The sequence below is a fragment of the Pseudomonas sp. Pse35 genome, from assembly GCF_024519715.1.
GTDB lineage: Bacteria > Pseudomonadota > Gammaproteobacteria > Pseudomonadales > Pseudomonadaceae > Aquipseudomonas > Aquipseudomonas paracarnis.
In genome coordinates this window covers 68,597-88,766 of record NZ_JALJRP010000002.1, presented here as the reverse complement: position 1 = coordinate 88,766, position 20,170 = coordinate 68,597, and the positions used below count along the sequence as shown (strand labels likewise).

Annotated in this window: 15 protein-coding genes; 11 read left to right on the top strand and 4 right to left on the bottom strand. The window is 63.5% G+C overall.

Going from position 1 to position 20,170, the window contains the following annotated elements; genetic code table 11:
• Positions 1–30: 30 nt before the first annotated feature.
• The 4 genes from OC445_RS01125 to tssA all read right to left on the bottom strand — a co-directional run bounded on the left by OC445_RS01125 (position 31) and on the right by tssA (position 3,751).
• A complete protein-coding gene (locus OC445_RS01125; RefSeq protein WP_003195562.1) occupies positions 31–519 on the bottom strand; it encodes an Hcp family type VI secretion system effector in 489 nt (162 codons plus the stop codon).
• 155 nt (positions 520–674) lie between these two features.
• A complete protein-coding gene (tssC, locus tag OC445_RS01120; RefSeq protein WP_003195559.1) occupies positions 675–2,171 on the bottom strand; it encodes a type VI secretion system contractile sheath large subunit in 1,497 nt (498 codons plus the stop codon).
• A gap of 2 nt (positions 2,172–2,173) precedes the next feature.
• Entirely contained in the window at positions 2,174–2,680 is a 507-nt protein-coding gene (gene tssB, locus OC445_RS01115) for a type VI secretion system contractile sheath small subunit (protein ID WP_003195557.1), read from the bottom strand.
• Between the two features lie 54 nt (positions 2,681–2,734).
• Complete coding sequence (tssA, locus tag OC445_RS01110) at positions 2,735–3,751, bottom strand: type VI secretion system protein TssA (RefSeq protein WP_034129111.1); 1,017 nt, start codon at positions 3,749–3,751, stop codon at positions 2,735–2,737.
• 393 nt (positions 3,752–4,144) lie between these two features.
• On the opposite strand from tssA, the gene tagH reads away from it, so the two are divergent.
• From tagH to OC445_RS01055, 11 genes are read left to right on the top strand one after another with little or no spacing between them, the layout of a single operon-like run.
• Positions 4,145–5,473 carry a type VI secretion system-associated FHA domain protein TagH gene (gene tagH / locus OC445_RS01105; RefSeq protein WP_054919755.1) on the top strand — a complete coding sequence of 443 codons (1,329 nt, stop codon included), beginning with the start codon at positions 4,145–4,147 and terminating at the stop codon, positions 5,471–5,473.
• A gap of 57 nt (positions 5,474–5,530) precedes the next feature.
• Entirely contained in the window at positions 5,531–6,040 is a 510-nt protein-coding gene (gene tssJ / locus OC445_RS01100; protein WP_034129109.1) for a type VI secretion system lipoprotein TssJ, read from the top strand.
• 18 nt (positions 6,041–6,058) lie between these two features.
• Positions 6,059–7,393, top strand: coding sequence for a type VI secretion system baseplate subunit TssK (gene tssK / locus OC445_RS01095; RefSeq protein WP_003195550.1), 1,335 nt, complete (start codon positions 6,059–6,061; stop codon positions 7,391–7,393).
• Between the two features lie 6 nt (positions 7,394–7,399).
• Positions 7,400–8,689 (top strand): DotU family type VI secretion system protein, encoded by a 1,290-nt coding sequence (locus OC445_RS01090; protein WP_054896050.1) that lies wholly within the window; start codon positions 7,400–7,402, stop codon positions 8,687–8,689.
• Complete coding sequence (gene tssM / locus OC445_RS01085) at positions 8,686–12,186, top strand: type VI secretion system membrane subunit TssM (RefSeq protein ID WP_198790708.1); 3,501 nt, start codon at positions 8,686–8,688, stop codon at positions 12,184–12,186. Before OC445_RS01090 ends, tssM begins: the two co-directional genes overlap by 4 nt.
• Positions 12,183–12,836 carry a type VI secretion system-associated protein TagF gene (gene tagF / locus OC445_RS01080; RefSeq protein ID WP_072445644.1) on the top strand — a complete coding sequence of 218 codons (654 nt, stop codon included), beginning with the start codon at positions 12,183–12,185 and terminating at the stop codon, positions 12,834–12,836. The genes tssM and tagF overlap by 4 nt, the downstream gene beginning before the upstream one ends.
• A complete protein-coding gene (locus OC445_RS01075) occupies positions 12,837–13,556 on the top strand; it encodes a PP2C family protein-serine/threonine phosphatase (protein WP_054919746.1) in 720 nt (239 codons plus the stop codon).
• Positions 13,553–16,531, top strand: coding sequence for a serine/threonine-protein kinase (locus OC445_RS01070; protein WP_197900435.1), 2,979 nt, complete (start codon positions 13,553–13,555; stop codon positions 16,529–16,531). Before OC445_RS01075 ends, OC445_RS01070 begins: the two co-directional genes overlap by 4 nt.
• Complete coding sequence (locus OC445_RS01065) at positions 16,531–17,235, top strand: ABC transporter ATP-binding protein (RefSeq protein ID WP_060763895.1); 705 nt, start codon at positions 16,531–16,533, stop codon at positions 17,233–17,235. The genes OC445_RS01070 and OC445_RS01065 overlap by 1 nt, the downstream gene beginning before the upstream one ends.
• On the top strand, positions 17,235–18,419 hold the full coding sequence (locus OC445_RS01060; protein ID WP_096144021.1) for an FtsX-like permease family protein: 1,185 nt from the start codon (positions 17,235–17,237) through the stop codon (positions 18,417–18,419). Before OC445_RS01065 ends, OC445_RS01060 begins: the two co-directional genes overlap by 1 nt.
• Positions 18,412–20,124, top strand: coding sequence for a formylglycine-generating enzyme family protein (locus OC445_RS01055; protein WP_054896045.1), 1,713 nt, complete (start codon positions 18,412–18,414; stop codon positions 20,122–20,124). The genes OC445_RS01060 and OC445_RS01055 overlap by 8 nt, the downstream gene beginning before the upstream one ends.
• The last annotated feature ends 46 nt before the right edge of the window (positions 20,125–20,170 follow it).

Genomic DNA, 20,170 nt, shown 5'->3' with positions numbered 1-20,170 from the left:
CGTGGCACCGGGCCACGGCCACAAGGGCTATCAGCGTTTGGTGTTGGAACGGATGTTCCAACCAAACTTGATGGCGCCGCCGTCTTTGGTGCCGTCGGCTTTCTGCGGCTGGTAGTCGACCATCACTTGGGCAAAGTTCAGGGTGACGTTTTCGGTCAGGCGATCATCGCTGCCCGAACCGCCGGTGCTCAAGGAGGTGACCAGCACTTCTTCCAGGTTGATCACCATGTACTCGACCTGGCTCTCGCCACCGGCCTTGCGCACGGTCAGCTTGACCTTGTCGATGTGCTTGCCGCTGGCGCAGTGCATCATCAGGTTGGGCGAAGCCTTGTCGACGTACTTGGTCAGCGACAGGTCCTGGATATTCACCTTGCCCGCGCCACCGCCACCGCCGACGTGCATGTTGCCGGACTGGGACATGCCCCAGCTCCAGTTCAACACATCGATTTCGTCCTTGTGGGCCTTGTCCATGGACTCGCCCTTGATGTCGCCGATCTTGATGAAAATATCAACAGCCATGTTTTCTCCCTGTGTGGCCCATGCCACTTGATTGGGTGATCGTTCCCACGCTCTGCGTGGTAACGCATCCTGTGACGCTACGCGTCACCGGGACGCAGAGCGTCCCGGGCGGCATTCCCACGCGGAGCGTGGGAACGAGCTAGCTCAATCGTTACTTATGCGCTTTTTGCCGAAGGCAGTTTCGATACCAGGCGCAACGACACCGTCAGCCCTTCAAGCTGATAGTGCGGGCGCAGGTAGAACTTGGAGTTGTAATACCCCGGGTTGCCTTCGACTTCTTCCACGATCACTTCGGCCGCCGCCAACGGGTGCTGGGCCTTGGTGGTTTCGGTGGAGTGCGCCGGGTCGCCGTCGACGTAGTTGAGGATCCAGTCCTGCAACCAGCGCTGCATTTCGTCCTTCTCTTTGAAGGAGCCGACCTTGTCGCGCACGATGCACTTCAAGTAGTGGGCGAAACGGCAGGTGGCGAACAGGTACGGCAGGCGTGCGGCCAGGTTGGCGTTGGCGGTGGCGTCCGGGTCGTCGTATTCGGCAGGTTTCTGCAGCGACTGGGCGCCAATGAACGCGGCGAAGTCGGTGTTTTTCTTGTGCAGCAGCGGCATGAAACCGTTCTTCGCCAGTTCCGCTTCACGGCGGTCACTGATGGCGATTTCGGTCGGGCACTTCATGTCCACGCCACCGTCATCGGTAGGGAACGTGTGGGCCGGCAGGTTTTCCACTTCACCACCAGACTCGATGCCGCGGATGCGCGAGCACCAGCCGTAGTGCTTGAACGAACGGTTGATGTTCACTGCCATGGCGTAGGCGGCGTTGGCCCAGGTGTACTTGGAGCTGTCGGCGCCGTCGGTGTTTTCTTCGAAAGCGAAGGCTTCCACTGGATCGGTCTTGGCGCCGTACGGCAGGCGTGCCAGGAAGCGCGGCATGGTCAGGCCGATGTAGCGCGAGTCTTCCGATTCACGCAGCGAGCGCCAGCCGGCGTATTCCGGGGTGGTGAAGATCTTGGTCAGGTCGCGTGGGTTCGACAGTTCCTGCCACGAACCCATGCCCATCACGGTCGGCGAGGCCGCAGCGATGAAAGGCGAGTGCATGGCGGCGCAGACTTTCGACAGCTCGCCCAGCAGTTCCACGTCGGGCGGCGACTGGTCGAAGTAGTAGTCACCCACCAGGCAGCCGTAAGGTTCGCCACCGAACTGGCCGTATTCTTCTTCGTACATCTTCTTGAAGATCGGGCTCTGGTCCCACGCAGTGCCCTTGAATTTCTTCAGGGTCTTGTGCAGGTCTGGCTTGGAGATGTTGAGCACGCGAATCTTCAGTTGCTCATCGCTCTCGGTGTTATTGACCAGGTAATGCAGGCCACGCCAGGCGCTTTCCAGTTGTTGGAAATCCTGGTGGTGGATGATTTGGTTGACCTGGGCGGTGAGCTTGGCGTCGATGGCGGCGATGATCGATTCGATCGACTTGATCGCGTCGTTGGACACCAGGTCGGTTTGCGCCAGGGCCTGTTCAGCCAGGGTGCGCACCGCGGTTTCAACGGCTTCGCGGGCACGCTCGGTCTTGGGCTTGAATTCTTGCAGCAGCAGGTTCGCGAACTCGCTGGCTTCTTCGGTGGTACCCAGGATCTGGCTGCCTTCGCGGGCGGTATTGTCCGTCATGATTACTGCTCCCCTGCAGGCTTGGGCGCGCTGGCAAGTGCCTGAAGCAATGCCGGGTCCTTGATCGCCTTCATGATGATTTCTTCAGCGCCAGTCTTGCCGTCCATGTAGGTCAGCAGGTTGGCCAATTGGGTGCGGGCTTCGAGCAGCTGGTTCAGGGAGTCGACCTTGCGGGCCACGGCGGCCGGGCTGAAGTCGTCCATGCTTTCGAAGGTGATGTCCAGGCTCAGGTTGCCTTCGCCTGTCAGCTCATTGGGTACGTGGAACGCGACGCGTGGCTGCATGGCCTTGAGGCGTGAGTCGAAGTTGTCGACGTCCACCTCAAGGAACTTGCGGTCGGCCACGGGTGCCAGCGGCTCGGCAGGCTTGCCGGCGAGGTCGGCCATCACGCCCATCACGAAGGGCAGCTGGACCTTTTTCTCGGCGCCGTAAAGCTCGACGTCGTACTCGATCTGCACTCGAGGCGCACGGTTGCGCGCGATGAATTTCTGAGAACTTTGCTTCGCCACGTTGCTGCTCCTGGTCGCTTGAGCGACGGTGTTGTTACTGCACGGTCCGGCGGCTTACTCGCTGTCGGGGCCGCGCAGGTTTTCAAATTGGGACATGCCATCGGGAATCAGATTGCGCACGATGGCCGCAAAGTCGGCATGTACCAGATTCTTGGCTCGGTTCAACAATACCGGCAGCGGGCTCGAAGGCTCGTGGCGGGTGTAGTACGCAAGGATCTTGTCGAGGCTGCGCAGCACATCGTCGCGGGTGGCGATGTCGCCCGTCGGGCGAGGGGCTGCGGGCGCGGCGGCGTCGACCGAGGGGGCATTGTCTTCACTGACGGCCTCGGGATCGCTGCTGCTGTCGGTGCCTGGCACCGCTTGATTGAGAAGTTGCAGGGCCTGTTTGAGCGGCTGCTTCAAGGCGCTGAGGTCCACGCCCTGGGCGGAACCGACTTGGTCATTGACCTGTTGCTCAATGGCCTCGCACGCCGTGCGCGCCGCGCTCAAGGCGTCGCGGGTGGCTTGCAGTTGTTCGGGGTCGCTGTCCAGGAACGCGGCGTTGAGTTGCTGGTTGCCCAACTGCTCATCGGCAAAACTCTGCAGGCCGCTGGCGTTGAGCGCGGCGCGCAGGCTCACGGGCCCGAAGGTGCGCGAGCGTGTCAGGATGCTTTCGCGCAGCAGCCGAATATTGGTTTCGCAGGTCAGGCCGGTAAGGGCGTTGATGCGCACGGTGGGGTCGTTGTCATCGTCGGCATCCAGGCGCGGATGCAGATCGGCCCAGTATTGGCGCAGCAAGGCGTTGATCAGCGTGAGGACTTCGGCCAGCCCGGCCACACCCTGGAGGGCGAGGGTGCTTTGCAGCAGAAAGTGGGTGATGCGCAGGTCTTTGCTGCGCTGCAACAGGTCGAGGCTTTGCTGCTGGATGCTGCGCCACTCGGGCGGCTCAGCGGGCAGGATCGAGTCGCCCATGCTGCGTTCGGGTTGACCCTTGGCATCACGTTCCAATTGCAGAAATTGCGCGTCATATTCCATGTCCTCGCCACAAGGCGACGTCGCGGAAACGGCGGTGAGCAGCAACGGCACATCCACTGAATTCGATCTCCTTATCGGCCCGCTGGATGGCGGGCAATTCATGCACTAGTTGCGTAATGAACTTTGCATGTTTTCTTGGTCATACACTCAGTGCGCCACTACTGTGCCATCACTGATGTTCAAGAAGTTGTGCATTTTTGGTGTAGTACTTATGGCTTGTCAAGGTAAGCTATTCGCCCTCTGTGACAGATGTGCGGTGTTTAACAACCTGCGCGACTGGCGAGTCGAAAGGCGCGCCCAGAGCGGATTTTTGTCATGGAAGCCAGTTAAGATCAGCGATCATGCTGGTAAAAGCAGATTTTGGCGGTCGTTTGTACGACAGGACGGGACTCTCCAGGGCGGTGCTGCCTCCTGGGTAGACTGCGCGCGATGTATCAGCAAGGAGGCAAGATGTCGCTGTGTTTGACTATCACTAGTTATCACAAGATCACCCCTGGGCAATGCCCCGAAAAGTCCATGGATCAGGGCGTGATGGCTATTGGCCGCAGTTCTGACAATGACTGGGTATTGCCCGACCCTGAGCGTCTCGTCTCTTCGCAACATTGCGTTATTCAATACAAAGATGGCCGTTATTACTTGACCGATAACAGCACCAATGGTGTGGAGTTGGTCAAGGCGGGTATTCGTATGCGTCGGGGTAACAGCGAGCCGTTGCAAGATGGTGAGTTGATCCGCATCGGCGATTACGAAATCCAGGCGCGTATCGACTTCAACGTGCAGGCCATCGACAGCCAGCCATTTGCCGGTGACTCACCCAACAGCTTTGAAGCGCTGATGGGCGCCGTGGCGAGCCAACCTGCGCCCACACCGATGATCGCGCCGCAGTTCCAGGGCGCCTCGGCTATGGAAACCTTGCCAGACCTGTTCGACTTCCTCAGCCCCACCGCCGTGCCGCCGCCCACCGTGGCGGACCATGTGCCGTCCGAGCAACACGATTTTCGCCCCCCGGCTCCAGTGGCCGTACCGGCGCCCGAAAAGCCATTGGTGCAAGGCTCGGTGATTCCCGAAGACTGGGACCTGTTCAGCGACGCGCCCGCACCCGTCGTCAATGCTGCGCCCGCCCCAGCACCGATCCTCCCGCCGCCGCCCGTGGTCGAGCCTGTTGCGCTCCCCGTGGCCAATGCCGAGCCACCACCGGACCTCCTGCAAGCCTTCCTGCGCGGTGCGGGCCTGGACCAGTTGCGCCTGGACAAAGCCGACGCCTGCGCGCAGATGGAAAGCATCGGCCGCAGCTACCGGCTGATGGTCGAGGGCCTGATCGACGTATTGCGCGCCCGTGCCAGCCTCAAGGGCGAGTTCCGCATGCAGCAGACAATGATCCGCCCCGCCGAAAACAACCCATTGAAATTCGCCCCGAATGCCGATGAAGCGTTACTGCTGTTGCTGCGTCATGGCAACCAGGCGTTCATGGCGCCGGACCTTGCCGTACGTGACAGTTTCGACGACCTGCGCGCCCACCAGTTGGCCGTGATGGCTGGCGTGGAAGCGGCGATCAAGCACTTGCTCACGCGCTTTGAACCGGCGCAGCTGGAGGAGCGCATGGGCAAGCCCGGCGGCCTCTCCAGTCTCTTCAATGGTTCGCGCCAGGCCCAGTACTGGCAGCAGTTCACCGAGCTCTACAGCAACATTTCCCGCGAGGCCCAGGACGATTTCCAGGACTTGTTCGGTCGTGAATTCAGCCGGGCCTACGAAGAACACAGTGCACGACAGCGACGCTGAAAACGCCTCGCACCAATGGATAAAACGGATAGCTAAATACGTCATTGAGGACGCAGGATGATTCCCAGGTTTTTACTCGCAGCCGCTACCGTGCTGCTGCTGACGGCGTGTGCCAACGACACTGCCAAACCCCAGGCGGCTGCCGAGGCCGAAGCTGACACGGCCGCCGTTGAGCTGCATTTTCACGCGATTGCCGGGCTTAACCCCGGTGCCAACGGCCAGGCCGCGCCGGTGCGGGTGCGCATTTTCGAATTGAAAAACGCCGCGACCTTTTCACGCTCCGATTACTTCGCCCTGGCTGACCGTGCGCAATCCACCCTCGGCCTCGACCTGCTGGACCAGGACGAAGTGATGGTGCAGCCCGGCCAACAACTGAGCCTGCAGCGCGATCTCGACCCGTCCACGCGCCAGATCGGCTTGCTGGTGGGCTACCGCGAGTTGGACCGTGCGCAATGGCGCACGGTCATCAACGTGCCGCCGCGCCAATACAGCGAATACCAGATCAGCCTCGACGTGCATGCCGTGCGCGCCGACGTCGTGGCTTCCCCATCCAGCCCAGCCCAATAACAAGCAATCGGAGCCCCCATGTCCTGGAACAATCGCGTGGTCTGGTCGGAAGGCATGTTCATCGGAACGCAGCACTTCCAGCAGCATGACCGTTACCTGGAAAACCTGATCGATGCCCGCAGCCGCCCGTTGTCGGCGGGTGCCTGGGGGTTCTCCGAGCTGCTGATCGACCAGGGCCTGCTGGCCCAGGGCAAGCTGGCGATCGTGTCGGCCCGCGGCCTGTTGCCCGATGGCACGCCGTTCAATATTCCCCAGGACGACCTGGCGCCGAGCCCGTTGAATATCGACGACAACCTGCGCGACGGCCTGGTCTACCTGGCCCTGCCGCTCAAGCGTGCCGGCGCCCGTGACACGGTGGACGAGGGCGAGGCCCTGGAAGCCGCGCGCTACGTGAGCCAGGTGCGTGAAGTGCGCGACGACAACGCCCCGTTCGAAAACCGTGCACCGGTGGCCGTGGGGTCGCGGGCGTTGCGCCTGCTGACGGCGCAGGACGGCATCAGCGACTACGCGGCCATCGGCCTGGTACGCATCAAGGAAAAGCGTGCCGACCGTGCGTTGGTGCTCGATGACACTTACATCCCGCCCGTGCTGGACGTGGCCGCGAGCAAACCGCTGACGGCCTTTCGCAGCGAACTGCTGGGCCTGTTGCACCAGCGTGGCGAAGCCCTGGCCGGCCGCGTGGTGGCCTCGGGTGCCGGGGGGGCCTCGGAGATCGCCGACTTCATGCTGCTGCAACTGGTCAACCGCGCCCAGCCGCTGATCCAGCACTTCAGCCAGTTGAGCCCGTTGCACCCGGAGCGCTTCTTCAGCGAACTGGTCAGCCTGGCCGGTGAGTTTTCCACCTTCTCAACCTCCAGCCGTCGCCCCCAGGAATACCCGCAGTACCAGCACGATGACCTGGCCCTGAGCTTCATGCCGGTGATGGCGGCCTTGCGTGAGGCGCTGTCGATGCTCATCGACAGCAAGGCCACGCCGATCCCGATTGTGGAGAAAGCCTACGGCATTCATGTGGCGATGCTGGCCGACAAGACCCTGCTCGACAACGCCAGTTTCATCCTCGTGGTGCGCGCCGATGTGCCCGGCGAAACCCTGCGTGCGCGTTTCGGCCAGCAGAGCAAGGTCGGCTCGGTGGAGCACATCCGCGACATGGTCAACCTGCAACTGCCGGGCATCGGCCTGCTGCCGTTGCCGGTGGCGCCGCGCCAATTGCCTTACCACGCCGGCAGCACCTACTACGAGCTGGACCGTGGCAGCGAGCACTGGCAGCAGCTGAATAATTCCGGCGGTTTCGCCTTCCATATCGCCGGGCAGTTCCCGGGCTTGAACCTGGCCTTCTGGGCGATCCGAGGATAATTGGCGATGCATCCCAATGATGATGACCGCACCCAGTTCATGCCGCGCCCGGGTGGCCGAGAACCTGCACCCGCGCGTGCCGAACCTGCGCCGCTGTCGATGCCGGCTGCGCCGATCCTCACCGGCAAGAGCCAGGGCCTCAACCCGCTGGAAAGTGCCGCCGGCCCGTTGCTGGCGTTGTTGACGCGGTTGCGCAACACCATCGCCCATCCCGCGCCGGCCAGCCTGCGCGCGCAGTTGCTGGCGTACCTGCGCCAGTTCGAAGAACGCGCCGAAGCCGCCGGTGTGGCACGCAATGAAGTGCTGTTGGCCCGTTACGCGCTGTGCACTGCCTTGGATGAAGCGGTGCTGAGCACGCCGTGGGGCAGCACCAGTGACTGGGGTAAGCAGAGCCTGCTGATCACCGTGCACAACGAAGCCTGGGGTGGCGAAAAGGTTTTCCAGTTGCTTGATCACTGTCTGCAAAGCCCACGGGAACGCCTGTACCTGCTGGAGCTGTTGTACCTGTGCATGTGCCTGGGTTTTGAAGGGCGTTACCGCGTGATGACCGACGGGCGCAGCCAGTTGGAAGCCTTGCGTGAACGCACCGCCGCAGCGATACGCAGCGCCCGTGGCGAGCACGAGCGTGAGCTGTCGCCGCACTGGCGCGGTGTGACCGTGGCCCGTGATCGCCTGGCGCAATTCATGCCGCCATGGATTGCCGTGGCGATTGGCTTGGCGCTGCTGTTGGCGTTGCTGTTCGGCCTGCGCATGAAGCTGGCCTCGGACGCCGAGCCGGTGTTCAAGAATATTCATGCCCTGGGCGAGATCCCGGTGCAGGCCATCGACCGTCCGGTGGCGCAGCCCAAAGTGATTGAGCGCCCGCGCCTGGCCGGGTTTCTGGCCGATGACATCAAGGCCGGCCGCGTGGCGGTGGAAGACAAGGTTGACCGCTCTGTGGTGACCATTCGTGGCGATGAGCTGTTCGCCTCGGCCAGCTCCAGCATCGTCGATGACTACCAGCCGCTGATGCTGCGCATCGCTGACGCCATTCGCAAGGTCAAGGGCCAGGTGCGTGTCACCGGGCACAGCGACAACCGCCCGATTGCCACGTTGCGCTTCCCCTCCAACTGGGCGTTGTCCGAAGCCCGGGCCAAGTCGGTGCTGGAGATTCTCGCGGCCAAGACCGGCCAGGCCGAGCGCTTCAGTGCCGAAGGCCGCAGCGACACGGAGCCGTTGGCTACCAACAGTACTGCCGAAGGCCGTGCCCGCAATCGTCGGGTTGAAATCACCGTATTGGCGGAGGGCGTCGAGTGAAGGCGTTTTTCAGTTTCATGATTCGCTGGGTGATCCCCGTGCTGGGCCTGATTGCCCTGAGCCTGATCATCTGGTTTGTTGGCCCGCTGCTGGACGTGCTGGTGCCCGAAGGGCGCCGTTGGGCGCTGATCGTGCTGGTGTTTGCGCTGTGGGTGACCTACCGCGTGTTCCGTATTATCCAGGCCCGTCGCCAGGCCGCCGAAGTGATGCGCAGCCTGGCCGCAGAAACCCCGGTCGACCCCAACAGCGTTGCGACCGCCGAAGAGCTGTCCACGCTGCGCCAGCGCATGGACGAAGCCCTGGCACTGCTGAAAAAGGCCAAGCTGGGCGGCGATGAGCGCCGCAACCTTTACGAGTTGCCGTGGTACGTGATCATCGGCCCGCCGGGCTCGGGCAAGACGACCGCGCTGGTCAATTCCGGGCTGCATTTCCCGCTGGCGGCGCAATTGGGCGCCGGTGCGGTGCGGGGCGTGGGGGGTACGCGCAACTGCGACTGGTGGTTTACCGACCAGGCCGTATTGCTCGACACCGCTGGCCGCTATACCACCCAGGACAGCAACTCCACGGTGGACAAAGCCGCCTGGCTGGGCTTTCTCGATTTGCTGAAAAAGCAGCGTTCGCGCCGGCCGATCGACGGGGCGTTTATCGCCATCAGCCTCTCGGATCTGCTGCTGGGCACCGACGCCGAGCGCGCAGCCCATGCCGCCGCGATTCGCCTGCGCATCCAGGAGTTGTATACGCAGTTGGGCGTGCGTTTCCCCATCTACCTGATGCTCACCAAGCTCGACCTGGTGCCGGGCTTCATGGAGTTCTTCGACAACCTGAGCAAGGAAGAGCGCGCCCAGGTGTGGGGCATGACCTTTGCCCTGGACGACGGTAAAAACAGCGACAGCCCGCTGGCGCACCTGCAAAGCGAGTTCGCGGGCCTGGAGCAGCGTCTCAACGAACGCCTGGTCGAGCGCTTGCAGCAGGAACGCGACCCGGCACGACGCGACCTGATCTACGGCTTCCCGCAGCAGTTCGGCGCGCTGAAAGATTGCCTGCAAAGCTTCCTCGAAGGCGTGTTCAAACCCAACGCCTTTGAAGAGCGCGTGTTGCTGCGTGGCGTGTATTTCACCAGCGGCACCCAGGAAGGCAGCCCGATTGACCGCCTGATCGGTGCCATGGCCCAGAGTATGAACCTGGACCGCCAGCACTTGGCGCGCCAGAGCGGCACCGGGCGCAGTTACTTCATCGAAAAACTCTTCACCGCCGTGGCCTTTGCCGAGCGCGGCCTGGTGGGGGTGAACCCGAAAGTCGAGCGGCGCCGCAAGTGGATCGCCCGTGGCGTACTGGCGGCCACCGTCGCGCTGGTGGTGGTGGTCAGCAGCCTGTGGTGGGTGAGCTATCGCGCTAACCAAGCGTATATCGCCCAGGTCGATCAGAAGGTCGCGCCACTGGGCCAGACCGTACAGAACCTGAGTCCGGCACAACGGGAAGTGCTCGCCGTGCTGCCGTTGCTCAACGCGGTGAAGAACCTGGCGGGGGATTCACCGAGCTGGTCCGAAGGGCTGGGGCTGTACCAGGGCGATATGCTCGAAGCCGAGTCCGCCAGCGTGTACCGCAAACTCTTGATCGCCGTGTTCGCGCCACGCTTGGTGACGCGTATCGAAGAGCAACTGCAAGGCGGCGGCAACTCGGACTTTCTCTATGAGGGCCTCAAGGCTTACCTGATGCTCGCCGACACCGAGCATTACGACCCGGACTTCATCAAGGCCTGGATCGCCTTGGACTGGGACCGCAACCTGCCCCGCGACCTGCCGGCCGACCAGCGTCAGGCCCTGGCCGGGCACTTGCAAGCGCTGTTCGAACGCCATCCGCCGAGCGCGCGCCTGGACCCACGGCTGATCGACGACCTGCGTCGCCAATTGCAGCAATTGCCGGTAGCCCAGCGCGTGTACGACCGCGTCAAGCGCCAGAAACTGCCCGAAGGTATCCCGGACTTTCGTCTCAATGAGGCCGCCGGTCGCGATGCCGCACTGGTGTTCAGCCGCAAGAGCGGCAAGCCGTTGGGCGAGCCGTTGAGTGGTTTCTTTACTGCCAAGGGCTATCGCCAGGCGTTTTTGCTCAGCAGTCTGAACCAGACCGGCACCCTGGCCGAAGAGCAATGGGTGCTGGGCCATGAACAGGCCGACCAGCAGAACGTGGTGAGCCTGGCCGCCGACGTGCGCCGTTTGTACTTCCAGGATTACCAGCGCCAGTGGGACGCGTTGCTCGCTGACATCGACTTTGTGCCGATCACCAGCGTGGCACAGGCCGCCGATGTGCTGCGGGTGATTTCCGGGCCCACCTCGCCGCTGAAAAAACTGTTGGTGGCGGTCGCCAGGGAAACCGACTTGCAAGCCGAAGACCGCCAACTGGCCGCCAAAGGCGTACCGGTGGAAGGCGGCGTGGACAAGCTCAAGGAGCGCCTCGGCAGTTTGCTGGGCGAGGCACAACCGACGGCGAATGCCCCGGCACCGGCGGATGATCCGGTGACCGCACACTTTGCCGAACTCAACAGCATCGTCAGCAAAAACGAAGGTGAACCGGCGGCCATCGACGGCCTGCTGTCGGACATGAATGCACTGTATGTGCAGGTCAGTGCCATGGTCGGTGCCAGCGGCGATGCCTTGCTCGGTGAGGCCAAGAACCAGGCGGCGGCTGCGGCCACGCGGGTCAGCCTGAACGCCGAGCGTCAGCCGCCGCTGGTGCAGGGCATGGTCAAGTCGGTGGTCAATTCCACCACCAACAGCATGATGGGCGGGGTGCGTAACCAGCTGAACGCGGCGTGGGTCAGTGAGGTGGTCAACGTGTATCGCCAGTCGTTGGCCGGGCGTTACCCAATGTCGCCGGGCAGTGCGCGGGACGCCACCCTGGATGACTTCGGCCAGTTCTTCGGCGTGGGCGGGGTGATGGACAACTACTTCCGCAAATACCTGCAGCCCTATGTGGACACATCGGCACAGACCTGGCGCTGGCAACCGGGGGCGGCGCAGAAGCTGGGGATTGCTCCTGGCGTTCTGCAAACCTTCCAGCGTGCGGCGACGATTCGGGACGCGTTCTTCCGCTCCGGTGGCACCCAACCCATCGTGCGTTTCGAACTCAAGCCGGTGTCGATGGACCCTACCATCACCCAGTTCCTGCTTGACCTGGACGGCCAGCAGTTGAGCTACGACCACGGCCCGAGCCGGCCGGTAGCGATGCAATGGCCGAACCCCGGCAGCATTGGCGTGGTGCGTATTTCTATCATGCCGCCGTCGGCCAGTGGTCGCTCCGGTATCACCCTGGACGGCCCGTGGGCCTGGTTCCGTCTGCTGGAGCAATCAGACCTCACGGCAGGCAACTCGCCGGACCGTTTCAACCTGCGCCTGCGGGTCGATGGCGCGAGCATCGCCTACGAGTTGCGCGCCAACAGTGCGTTCAACCCGTTCAAGAGCCGCGTGCTCAGCGGCTTCAGCCTGCCGGAGCGGCTATGACGGCCCTGGGTTTCTACGGCAAGTTGGCCAGCCGCGGGGACTTCGTCAGCCGCGCCTTGCCCCAGAGCTTTATCGGCCCGTGGGACAGCTGGCTGGCAGCGGGTTTGCTCGCCAGCCAGAACAGCCTCGGCGCTGACTGGCTGAATGCGTACTTGGTCAGCCCGTTGTGGCGCTTTGTGCTGGCGCCGGGCGTGTGCGGGCCGGATGCGGCGGCGGGCGTGGTGATGCCAAGCATTGACCGGGTCGGGCGGTATTTTCCGCTGGCGGTGGTGACCTTGCTGGATCACGACACCAACCCGGCGTCGCTGGTGGGCGGTTCGGACGCCTGGTTCGAGCAGGCTGAAACCTTGTTGCTCAGCACCCTCGACAGCGGCGCGACCTTCGAAAGCTTCAACGCCGGGCTCGACGAGTTGGGCTTGCCGGCCAGCGAGCCGCGGGCGGTGGACAGCCGTTTCGCCGGCCTGCAAAGGGTGGCAGCCACCGTGCCGCACCAGCGTATGACCGCACTGGCCGAACAGGCGTGCGAGGGCGCAAGCCTGTGGTGGGGGCGAGGTTCGCAGCGTATCTCCCCCGGTTTATTACGGTGCCAGGGCCTGCCTGCCGCCAGCGATTTTGCGCAGTTTTTGCTCGGACAAGAAGGTGTGGTGTAGATGGGCGTGACGTACGAATCCGCGAGCAAAAGCCATGTGGGCATGGTTCGCCAAGTCAACGAAGATGCCTTTCTGGACCTGCCGGAAAACCGCTTGTGGGTGGTGGCCGATGGTATGGGCGGGCACGCGGCGGGGGACTATGTCAGCAGCTTGATCGTCGACAGCCTGCGCCATGTGCCGCTGGGCCGCTCCCTGGACGAATACTCAGCGGCGCTGCGCAATGACCTGCTGCGCATCAACGCGGCCGTGCGCGAAGAAACCGCCAACCGTGGCGTGACCATGATGGGCAGCACCGTGGTGGTGTTCGCCGCGCGCGGCTTGCGCGGGGTGTGCCTGTGGGCCGGCGACAGTCGCCTGTACCGCTTGCGCGACGGCGTGCTGGAAAGCATTTCCCGCGACCACAGCTACGTACAAGACCTGCAAGACAGCGGCCTGCTCAGCGAAGCCGACGCCCGCACCCACCCGCGCTCCAATATCGTCACCCGCGCCATTGGCGTTGAGGCCCAGTTGAACGTCGCCTCGGTGGACCTGTTGATCGCTCCCGGCGACAGCTATTTGCTGTGCAGTGATGGCCTCAACAAGACCGTCGAAGACCATGAAATCCGCGACGTGCTCAGCCATGACGCGCCGGATGAAATCGTGCGCAGCCTGGTGCACTTGGGGCTCAATCGCGGCGCACCAGACAACATCACCACCCTCGTCGTGAAGGTCTCGTCATGAACATCGTCATCCCGGGTTATGACATCGAAGGTGAGATTGGCGAAGGCGCCATGGCCAGCGTGTACTTGGCGACCCAGCGCTCGCTGGAGCGCAAGGTGGCGTTGAAGGTGATGGCGGCAGCGCTGGCGGCCGACCCGAGTTTCTGCGAACGCTTCCTGCGCGAGGGCAAGACGCTGGCGCGTTTGTCACACCCGCACACGGTGACCATCCATGACATCGGCAACGTCGGTGAGCTGTATTACATGGCCATGGAATACTTGCCCAATGGCACGCTCAAGGAGCGCATTGCTGCTGGGCTGACCCCGGAGCAGGGCGTGACGCTCATCCGCCAGATTGCCTCGGCCCTGGGCTATGCCCATGCCCAAGGGCTGGTGCACCGCGACGTCAAGCCGGCGAACATTCTGTTCCGGGCCGATGGCACGGCGGTGTTGTCGGACTTCGGGATTGCCAAGTCGCTGGACGATCGCACCCAATTCACCCAGGCCGGGTTTGCCGTGGGCACGCCGAGCTACATGAGCCCCGAGCAGGCGCGGGGCCAGGAGATCGATGGCCGCGCCGACCTCTACGCGCTGGGCGTGGTGCTGTATGAAATCCTCGTCGGCAAGCTGCCTTACAACGGCACCGATGCGCTTTCCACCGCTCTGGCGCACTTGACTGAACCCTTGCCGGAATTGCCGGTGCATCACGGGCGCTACCAGGGTGTGCTGCGCAAATTGTTGGCCAAGGACCCGGCGGAGCGTTATCCGGATGCGGCAGCGCTGTTGTTGGCGCTGGATCAACTGCCGGCTGATGAATCGGATGCCACGCTGGTGCGGCCGCTGCCGATTCCATTGAGCTTTGATCTGGCGGGCATGACCCCTGTCACCATCGACATTCCGACGGATAAACCGCAGCCGCAGCCAATAGTGCGTCAACCGGTGGTCACGCCGACGCAGCACAATGCTCCGTCCGAGCAGCGCCGTGGGCCGGTATTGGCCTTGGCCGCTGTGGCGGTCGCCGTCGCGTTGGCCATTGGCGGCGCCAGCTACTGGTGGTTGAACGGCGGCGATGAACCGGCCAAGCCGCCAGCCGCCGTGGTGCCCAAGGTGACGCCGCCCGTGGCTGTCGCTGAAGTGGATGGCGGTCAGCGCCCGTTGCTGATGGCAGGCAAGAAAACCTTGTTCCAGCGTGTACTCAGCAAACCCGGCGCCCAGCTTTCAGCGGACGCTGGGAGCCCGCCGGGTAAAGCGCTGCCGGCGTTTTCCGTGCTCTACGTGTATCAGCGCAAAGAAGTCGATGGCAGCCCGTGGGTGCGCGTCGGCGCCGCTACCGATGGTCGCAGCGACGGTTGGCTGCCGGCCTCCCAGGTCAGCGACTGGAAACAAAGCCTGGTGCTCAAGTTCACCGAGCGCTCAGGCCGGGCGCCCGTGATGTTCCTGCGCCAGCCCGGTGAGGTGGAAAAACTACTGGCTGACCCTGCTGCAGCGAAAAGCGCCTTGGCCAAGGCGCAGAACAACCGAGAAGACAACCAGCAAGTCCTGGCCCTGGAACCCACCGCCAGCGCGGTACCGCAGAACCAGTTCTACCTGTTGCCGATCTTCGATTCCAAAGAGAGCTTCGACGACAACGGCCAGCCGGTGCAGTTGCTCAACGTGGCCTCCATCGACCCAGGCAGCCGCGCCGCTGCCAGACCGGCCAGCCCGACGCTCAGCGCGAATGCCGACGCATTCCGCACGGCGGTGGTGCTGGTGGTGGACACCACCGTGTCGATGCAGCCCTACATCGACCAGATTCGCGACGTGGTGCATGAGCTACAAACCCGCATTGCCGAGCGCGGCGAGTTGGACAGCGTCAGCTTCGGCATGGTCGGCTTTCGCAGCAGCATCCAGAAAACCCCGGGCCTTGAGTATGTCGCCAAGACCCTGATCAGCCTCGACCAAGGTCGCGACCCGCAGCGCTTTCTGGATATGGCGCGCCAGGTCAAAGCGTCGACGGTGTCCAGCCACTCGTTCAACGAAGATGCGTTTGCCGGGGTGATGCAGGCAGTGGACGGCATGGATTGGTCCGGCTACGGCGGGCGCATCATCCTGCTGGTTTCCGATGCCGGCGCGCTGCGCAAGAACGACCCGTTCGCCGCCACCCAGATGAACGAAGCCGAAGTGCGCCAGGCGGCCCTGGGTAAGCAGATCAAGATCTATGCGCTGCACCTGCGCACTGATGCCGGCAAGAAAACCCATGCCGGCGCCGAGAGCCAGTATCGCGTTCTCACCGCCGACGCCAACCCGCAGATCGGCGACCTGTACACGCCGGTGCCAGGGGGCGATGTGCGCAAGCTGGGTGAGCGCGTCGATGAGATCGGCACGGTGTTCGCCAACCTGGTGCATCAGGTGCGCAGCAACACGCCGCAGCCCGTGCCGTTGCTCAGTGCCGCGCCGAGCCTGGCGGACAAGTCCGCCGCCGTCGGCTATGCCATGCACATGGACTTTCTCGGGCGCAAGACCGCGAGCCAGGCACCGCAATTGGTCAGCGCCTGGACCGCTGATCGTGACCTAACCAACCCGGCGCTGCCAGCGTTCCAGGTGTGCGTGATGTTGACCAAGCTGCAACTCAACGACCTGCAACAATCGTTGAAGTTGATCGTGGATGCGGCGCGCAAGACCCAAAGCTCGCCCAAGGATTTCTTCCAGGAAATCGCCAGCGCCTCGGCCTATATGAGCCGCGACCCGCAGGCCCTGCGCAAGGGCGGCAACCTGGCTGACGGCGGCCTGCTCGGTGAATACCTGGAGGGCCTGCCGTACCGCAGCAAGTCGCTGAACATGACCCAGGACCTGTGGTTGTCATTGAGCGTGGCCGAGCAGGAAGACTTTATCGACGAGCTGGATTCGAAAATCCGCCTGTATGAAACCTTCCATAACGACGTGGCCAACTGGGTCCGTTTCGGCGATGCCGAACCGGGCGATGCGTTGTACCGCGTGCCACTGTCGACGCTGCCGTAATGCTGAACCTGAGTGCGGTGCACAAGAGCCGGGGCGTCGGTAGCCAGCGCTACAGCCTGGTGATCCCTGCGTTGCAGCTGGGCGCGGGTGAGCAACTGGCAATTGTCGGCCCCAGCGGTTGCGGCAAGAGCACCTTGCTCGACGTGCTGGCGCTGGTGTTGGCGCCGGATCAGGTGGGGCAGTTTGCATTCAACCAACACGACATCGGCGCGCTGTGGCGTGCCGACCGGCAATCGGCGCTGGCCGCGTTACGCAGCCAGCACTTGGGCTATGTGCCGCAGACCGGGGGGTTGCTGGGGTTTCTGGACGTGCGCGGCAATATCGCGCTGTCGCGCCAACTGCTGGGCTTGCAGGACGACGGCCGCGTGGCGCGCCTGGCTGAGCAGTTGCAGATCAGCGATCAGTTGGCCAAGCGCCCGGCGGCGTTGTCGGTGGGCCAACGCCAGCGGGTCAGCTGTGCGCGGGCTCTGGCCCATGGGCCGCAACTGGTGCTGGCTGATGAGCCGACGGCGTCCCTGGACCCGCTCAACGCCGAGCGCGTGATGCAGGCGCTGCTGGCCCAGGCCCGCGAACACCGTACGGCCTGTGTGATCGCCACCCATGACGAACCGCTGGCCCGCGCCAGTGGCTTGCAGGTGCGGCGTATCAGTTGCCAGCGCGACCCAGACGGCGGCGTCACCGCAACCCTCGGGGAGGCGTGCTGATGCGCATCGGCCTGGTTGCTTCGCTTGCGTGGCAGGACTACCGCAACGATGGGTGGCTGTCGGCCTGTTCGGTGTTGGCATTGGTGGCGGTTATCGCGCCATTGCTGGTGTTATTCGGGCTGAAATTTGGACTGGTTAGCAGTTTGACCGAACGCTTGGAGACCGACCCCGCCAGCCGTGAAATCATCCCGTTGGGCGGTGGTCGATTCAGCGCGGCGTTTATCGCGCAGCTGGGTGAGCGCAGCGATGTCGCGTTTGCTGTGCCGCGCACACGGCAGATTGCGGCCACGGCGCAGGTGGGCACCTTGACCCTGGAAATGCTGCCGACTGCCGCAGGCGACCCGTTGTTGGCAGGCTTGCCGATGCCCCACGGCCTGGACCAGATCGTGCTCAGCCATACCGCCGCCGAAAAGCTCGCGGCAAGGCCCGGTGATTGGCTGGACACCAGCTTTGCGCGGCAAGTGGCGGGGCGCGTCGAGGCCCAGCGCACGCGGTTGCAGGTGCTGGCGGTGTTGCCGCTGGAGGCCTTCGCTCGCGAGGGCCTGTTTGCCGATCTGGCGTTGCTGGAGGCAGCGGAAGATTACCGCGATGGCCGTGCGGTGCCGGCGTTGGGTTGGGCCGGTGAAGCGGCGAGCGTGAGTGAACAGCGCATCTACCCGGCGTTTCGCCTGTATGCGCGCAGCCTCAGTGATGTGGAACCGTTGCGGGTGTATTTCGCCGAGCAGAACCTGTTGGTTTCAACCCAGGCGCACACCATCGCTCAAGTGCAATCGTTGAGCCGCAACCTGTCGATTGTGTTCTGGATCATCGCCGGGTTGGCGTTGGCCGGGGCGTTTGCGGCGATTTTCGCGGGGACCCTGGCGGCGGTGGCGCGTAAGCACCGTGAACTCTCGGTGTTGCGCCTGCTGGGGTTTTCCACCGCCGCGTTGTTGCTGTTTGTGCTGCTGCAAGCGCTATACAGCGCGGGTTTTGCCGCTGTGCTCAGCGTTGGGCTGTATGGCCTGGCTGAGGCGGCGTTGAACAAGCTTTTTGTGCAGGTGCCAGGCGAGTACGCCAGCCATCTGTTGGCGCGCCATTACGGCCTGGCCCTAGTGGCGGTGCTCGGCGTCAGTGCCGTGGCGGCCGCCTGTGGTGGTTGGCGGGTGGCCCGTATCCAGGCTTCTGAAGGAATCAGAGATGTATAAATTACTGGGCGCCTGCGTGGCGCTGAGCCTGGCCTCGCTGGCCTGGGCTGATGAAGCAAGTGACAAGCTCGACAACCCCAAGCCGTTGCCGGACGACGTGAGCCTGCCGCTGCCCTGCGAAGGTAACATGGTATTCCGCTACGCCTACATTCTGGCCCAGGGCACCCTGGATGACCGTGAAATCAGCCTGGGCTACCCCTTTGCCGAAGGCGAGGCGGGTTATCAGCAGTCGTTTATTTCCGGTTACCGCCGCGACTTCATCAACGGCCAGTTCACCCTCAAGGACTTGCCCAAGGACTGGAGCAAGGTCATCGCGCCGCAGATGCCGAAGACCGACGCCAAGACCCCGCTCAAGCCCATGCTGTACTTCATTGGCAAATACGAAGTGACTGCTCGCCAATACGCCCAGGTGATGGCCCAGGCGCAGGCCCTGGCCAGCGGCGAACCGGCGCCGGCGTGTGATGCGCCCATGGGCATGGCCGGGCGTTTGCCCAAGGTGAAACTGTCGCGCTTTGAAGCCGAGCGTTTCTCGGCGGTGTACAGCGCCTGGCTGATGAAATACCACCGCGAACTGCTGCCGGTGAGCGGGCGCGGTGCGTCGACCGAAGACGGTGGCCTGGGATTTGTGCGCCTGCCCACCGAAGTGGAATGGGAGTACGCCGCGCGCGGCGGCCAGGCGGTGAGCCGCCAGGACCTGGAAGGCCGGCTGTATCCACGGCGCGTCGAGGGCAGTGAAAGCGATGGCCCGCTGGCCGATTACGCGGTGTTCAACCAAGTGGCCGGCGGCACCGGCCAGGCAGCGCGGTTGATGCCCATCGGCACCAAATTACCTAACCCCATCGGCATGTTCGACGTGATCGGCAACGCCGCGGAAATGGTCCAGGAATCCTTCCAACTGGTACACGCTGGCCGCCGCCAGGGCACCTACGGCGGCTTTGTGGTCAAGGGCGGCAACTACCTAGAAGGCGAGGGCACGTTGTTCACCGGCATGCGCCGCGAATACCCGCTGTTTGCCGCTGATGGCACCGAGCAAAGCAACGAGACCACCGGTTTTCGCGTGGCGATTGGCGCGTTGTCGGCGCCGCGCTCGCGCTACAAGGAGCTGTTCGCCCAGTGGCAGAAGGAAGGCCGCCTGGCCGCGCTGACCGATGCCATCGACGACGCCCAGGACCCGACCAAACGCCTGGACAGCATCATCGCCGCCAGTGTCGATCCCAAGCTGCAAGCCGAACTGGGCCTGGTCAACGAAGAGCTCAAGCGCAACGTGTCGCTGATCGCCCAGCAACGCGAAGAAGCGGCGGGCAATTTGATCCAGTCGGCGGCGTTGGTGGCCGAGACCATCAGCAACTACAACATCCGCCTGGCCAACCTGCACAAGAGTCGCCAGCAGGCGGTGGACAGCAAGGACGAGGCCAGCACGCAGCTGTTCGACATGGCCATCACCAATGGACGCAGCGCGTTGGACGGCGCGGTGGCGATTTACATCGACAACCTGGCCACCGGCACGCGCTACACCGATGCGGTGATCCAGGCGCAGTTTCAACGGATCAAGGAAGAGTTGGATCGCAAGCCAGTGCTCGGCAAGAGCCTGGTGACGCGCGCGACACTGTTCGTTCGCCATGTTGGCAACTACCGCAAGCAACAGCGGGCCGACCCGGCAACGATCTTGAAGGAATTGCTCGCAGCGAGCGGTCAGCGGTCTTGATCGTTGGCTGTCTAGCGAGCTTGGAAGGGACTCAGGCGGCGGTGGG

What these genes read in the sequence shown, in the direction of transcription:
- OC445_RS01055 (WP_054896045.1), top strand. Translation starts at nt 18,412, where the DNA reads ATGTATAAATTACTGGGCGCCTGCGTGGCGCTGAGCCTGGCCTCGCTG.
- OC445_RS01090 (WP_054896050.1), top strand. Translation starts at nt 7,400, where the DNA reads ATGCATCCCAATGATGATGACCGCACCCAGTTCATGCCGCGCCCGGGT.
- tagH (WP_054919755.1), top strand. Translation starts at nt 4,145, where the DNA reads ATGTCGCTGTGTTTGACTATCACTAGTTATCACAAGATCACCCCTGGG.
- OC445_RS01065 (WP_060763895.1), top strand. Translation starts at nt 16,531, where the DNA reads ATGCTGAACCTGAGTGCGGTGCACAAGAGCCGGGGCGTCGGTAGCCAG.
- tagF (WP_072445644.1), top strand. Translation starts at nt 12,183, where the DNA reads ATGACGGCCCTGGGTTTCTACGGCAAGTTGGCCAGCCGCGGGGACTTC.
- tssJ (WP_034129109.1), top strand. Translation starts at nt 5,531, where the DNA reads ATGATTCCCAGGTTTTTACTCGCAGCCGCTACCGTGCTGCTGCTGACG.
- OC445_RS01075 (WP_054919746.1), top strand. Translation starts at nt 12,837, where the DNA reads ATGGGCGTGACGTACGAATCCGCGAGCAAAAGCCATGTGGGCATGGTT.
- tssC (WP_003195559.1), bottom strand. Translation starts at nt 2,171, where the DNA reads ATGACGGACAATACCGCCCGCGAAGGCAGCCAGATCCTGGGTACCACC.
- tssK (WP_003195550.1), top strand. Translation starts at nt 6,059, where the DNA reads ATGTCCTGGAACAATCGCGTGGTCTGGTCGGAAGGCATGTTCATCGGA.
- OC445_RS01060 (WP_096144021.1), top strand. Translation starts at nt 17,235, where the DNA reads ATGCGCATCGGCCTGGTTGCTTCGCTTGCGTGGCAGGACTACCGCAAC.
- OC445_RS01070 (WP_197900435.1), top strand. Translation starts at nt 13,553, where the DNA reads ATGAACATCGTCATCCCGGGTTATGACATCGAAGGTGAGATTGGCGAA.
- OC445_RS01125 (WP_003195562.1), bottom strand. Translation starts at nt 519, where the DNA reads ATGGCTGTTGATATTTTCATCAAGATCGGCGACATCAAGGGCGAGTCC.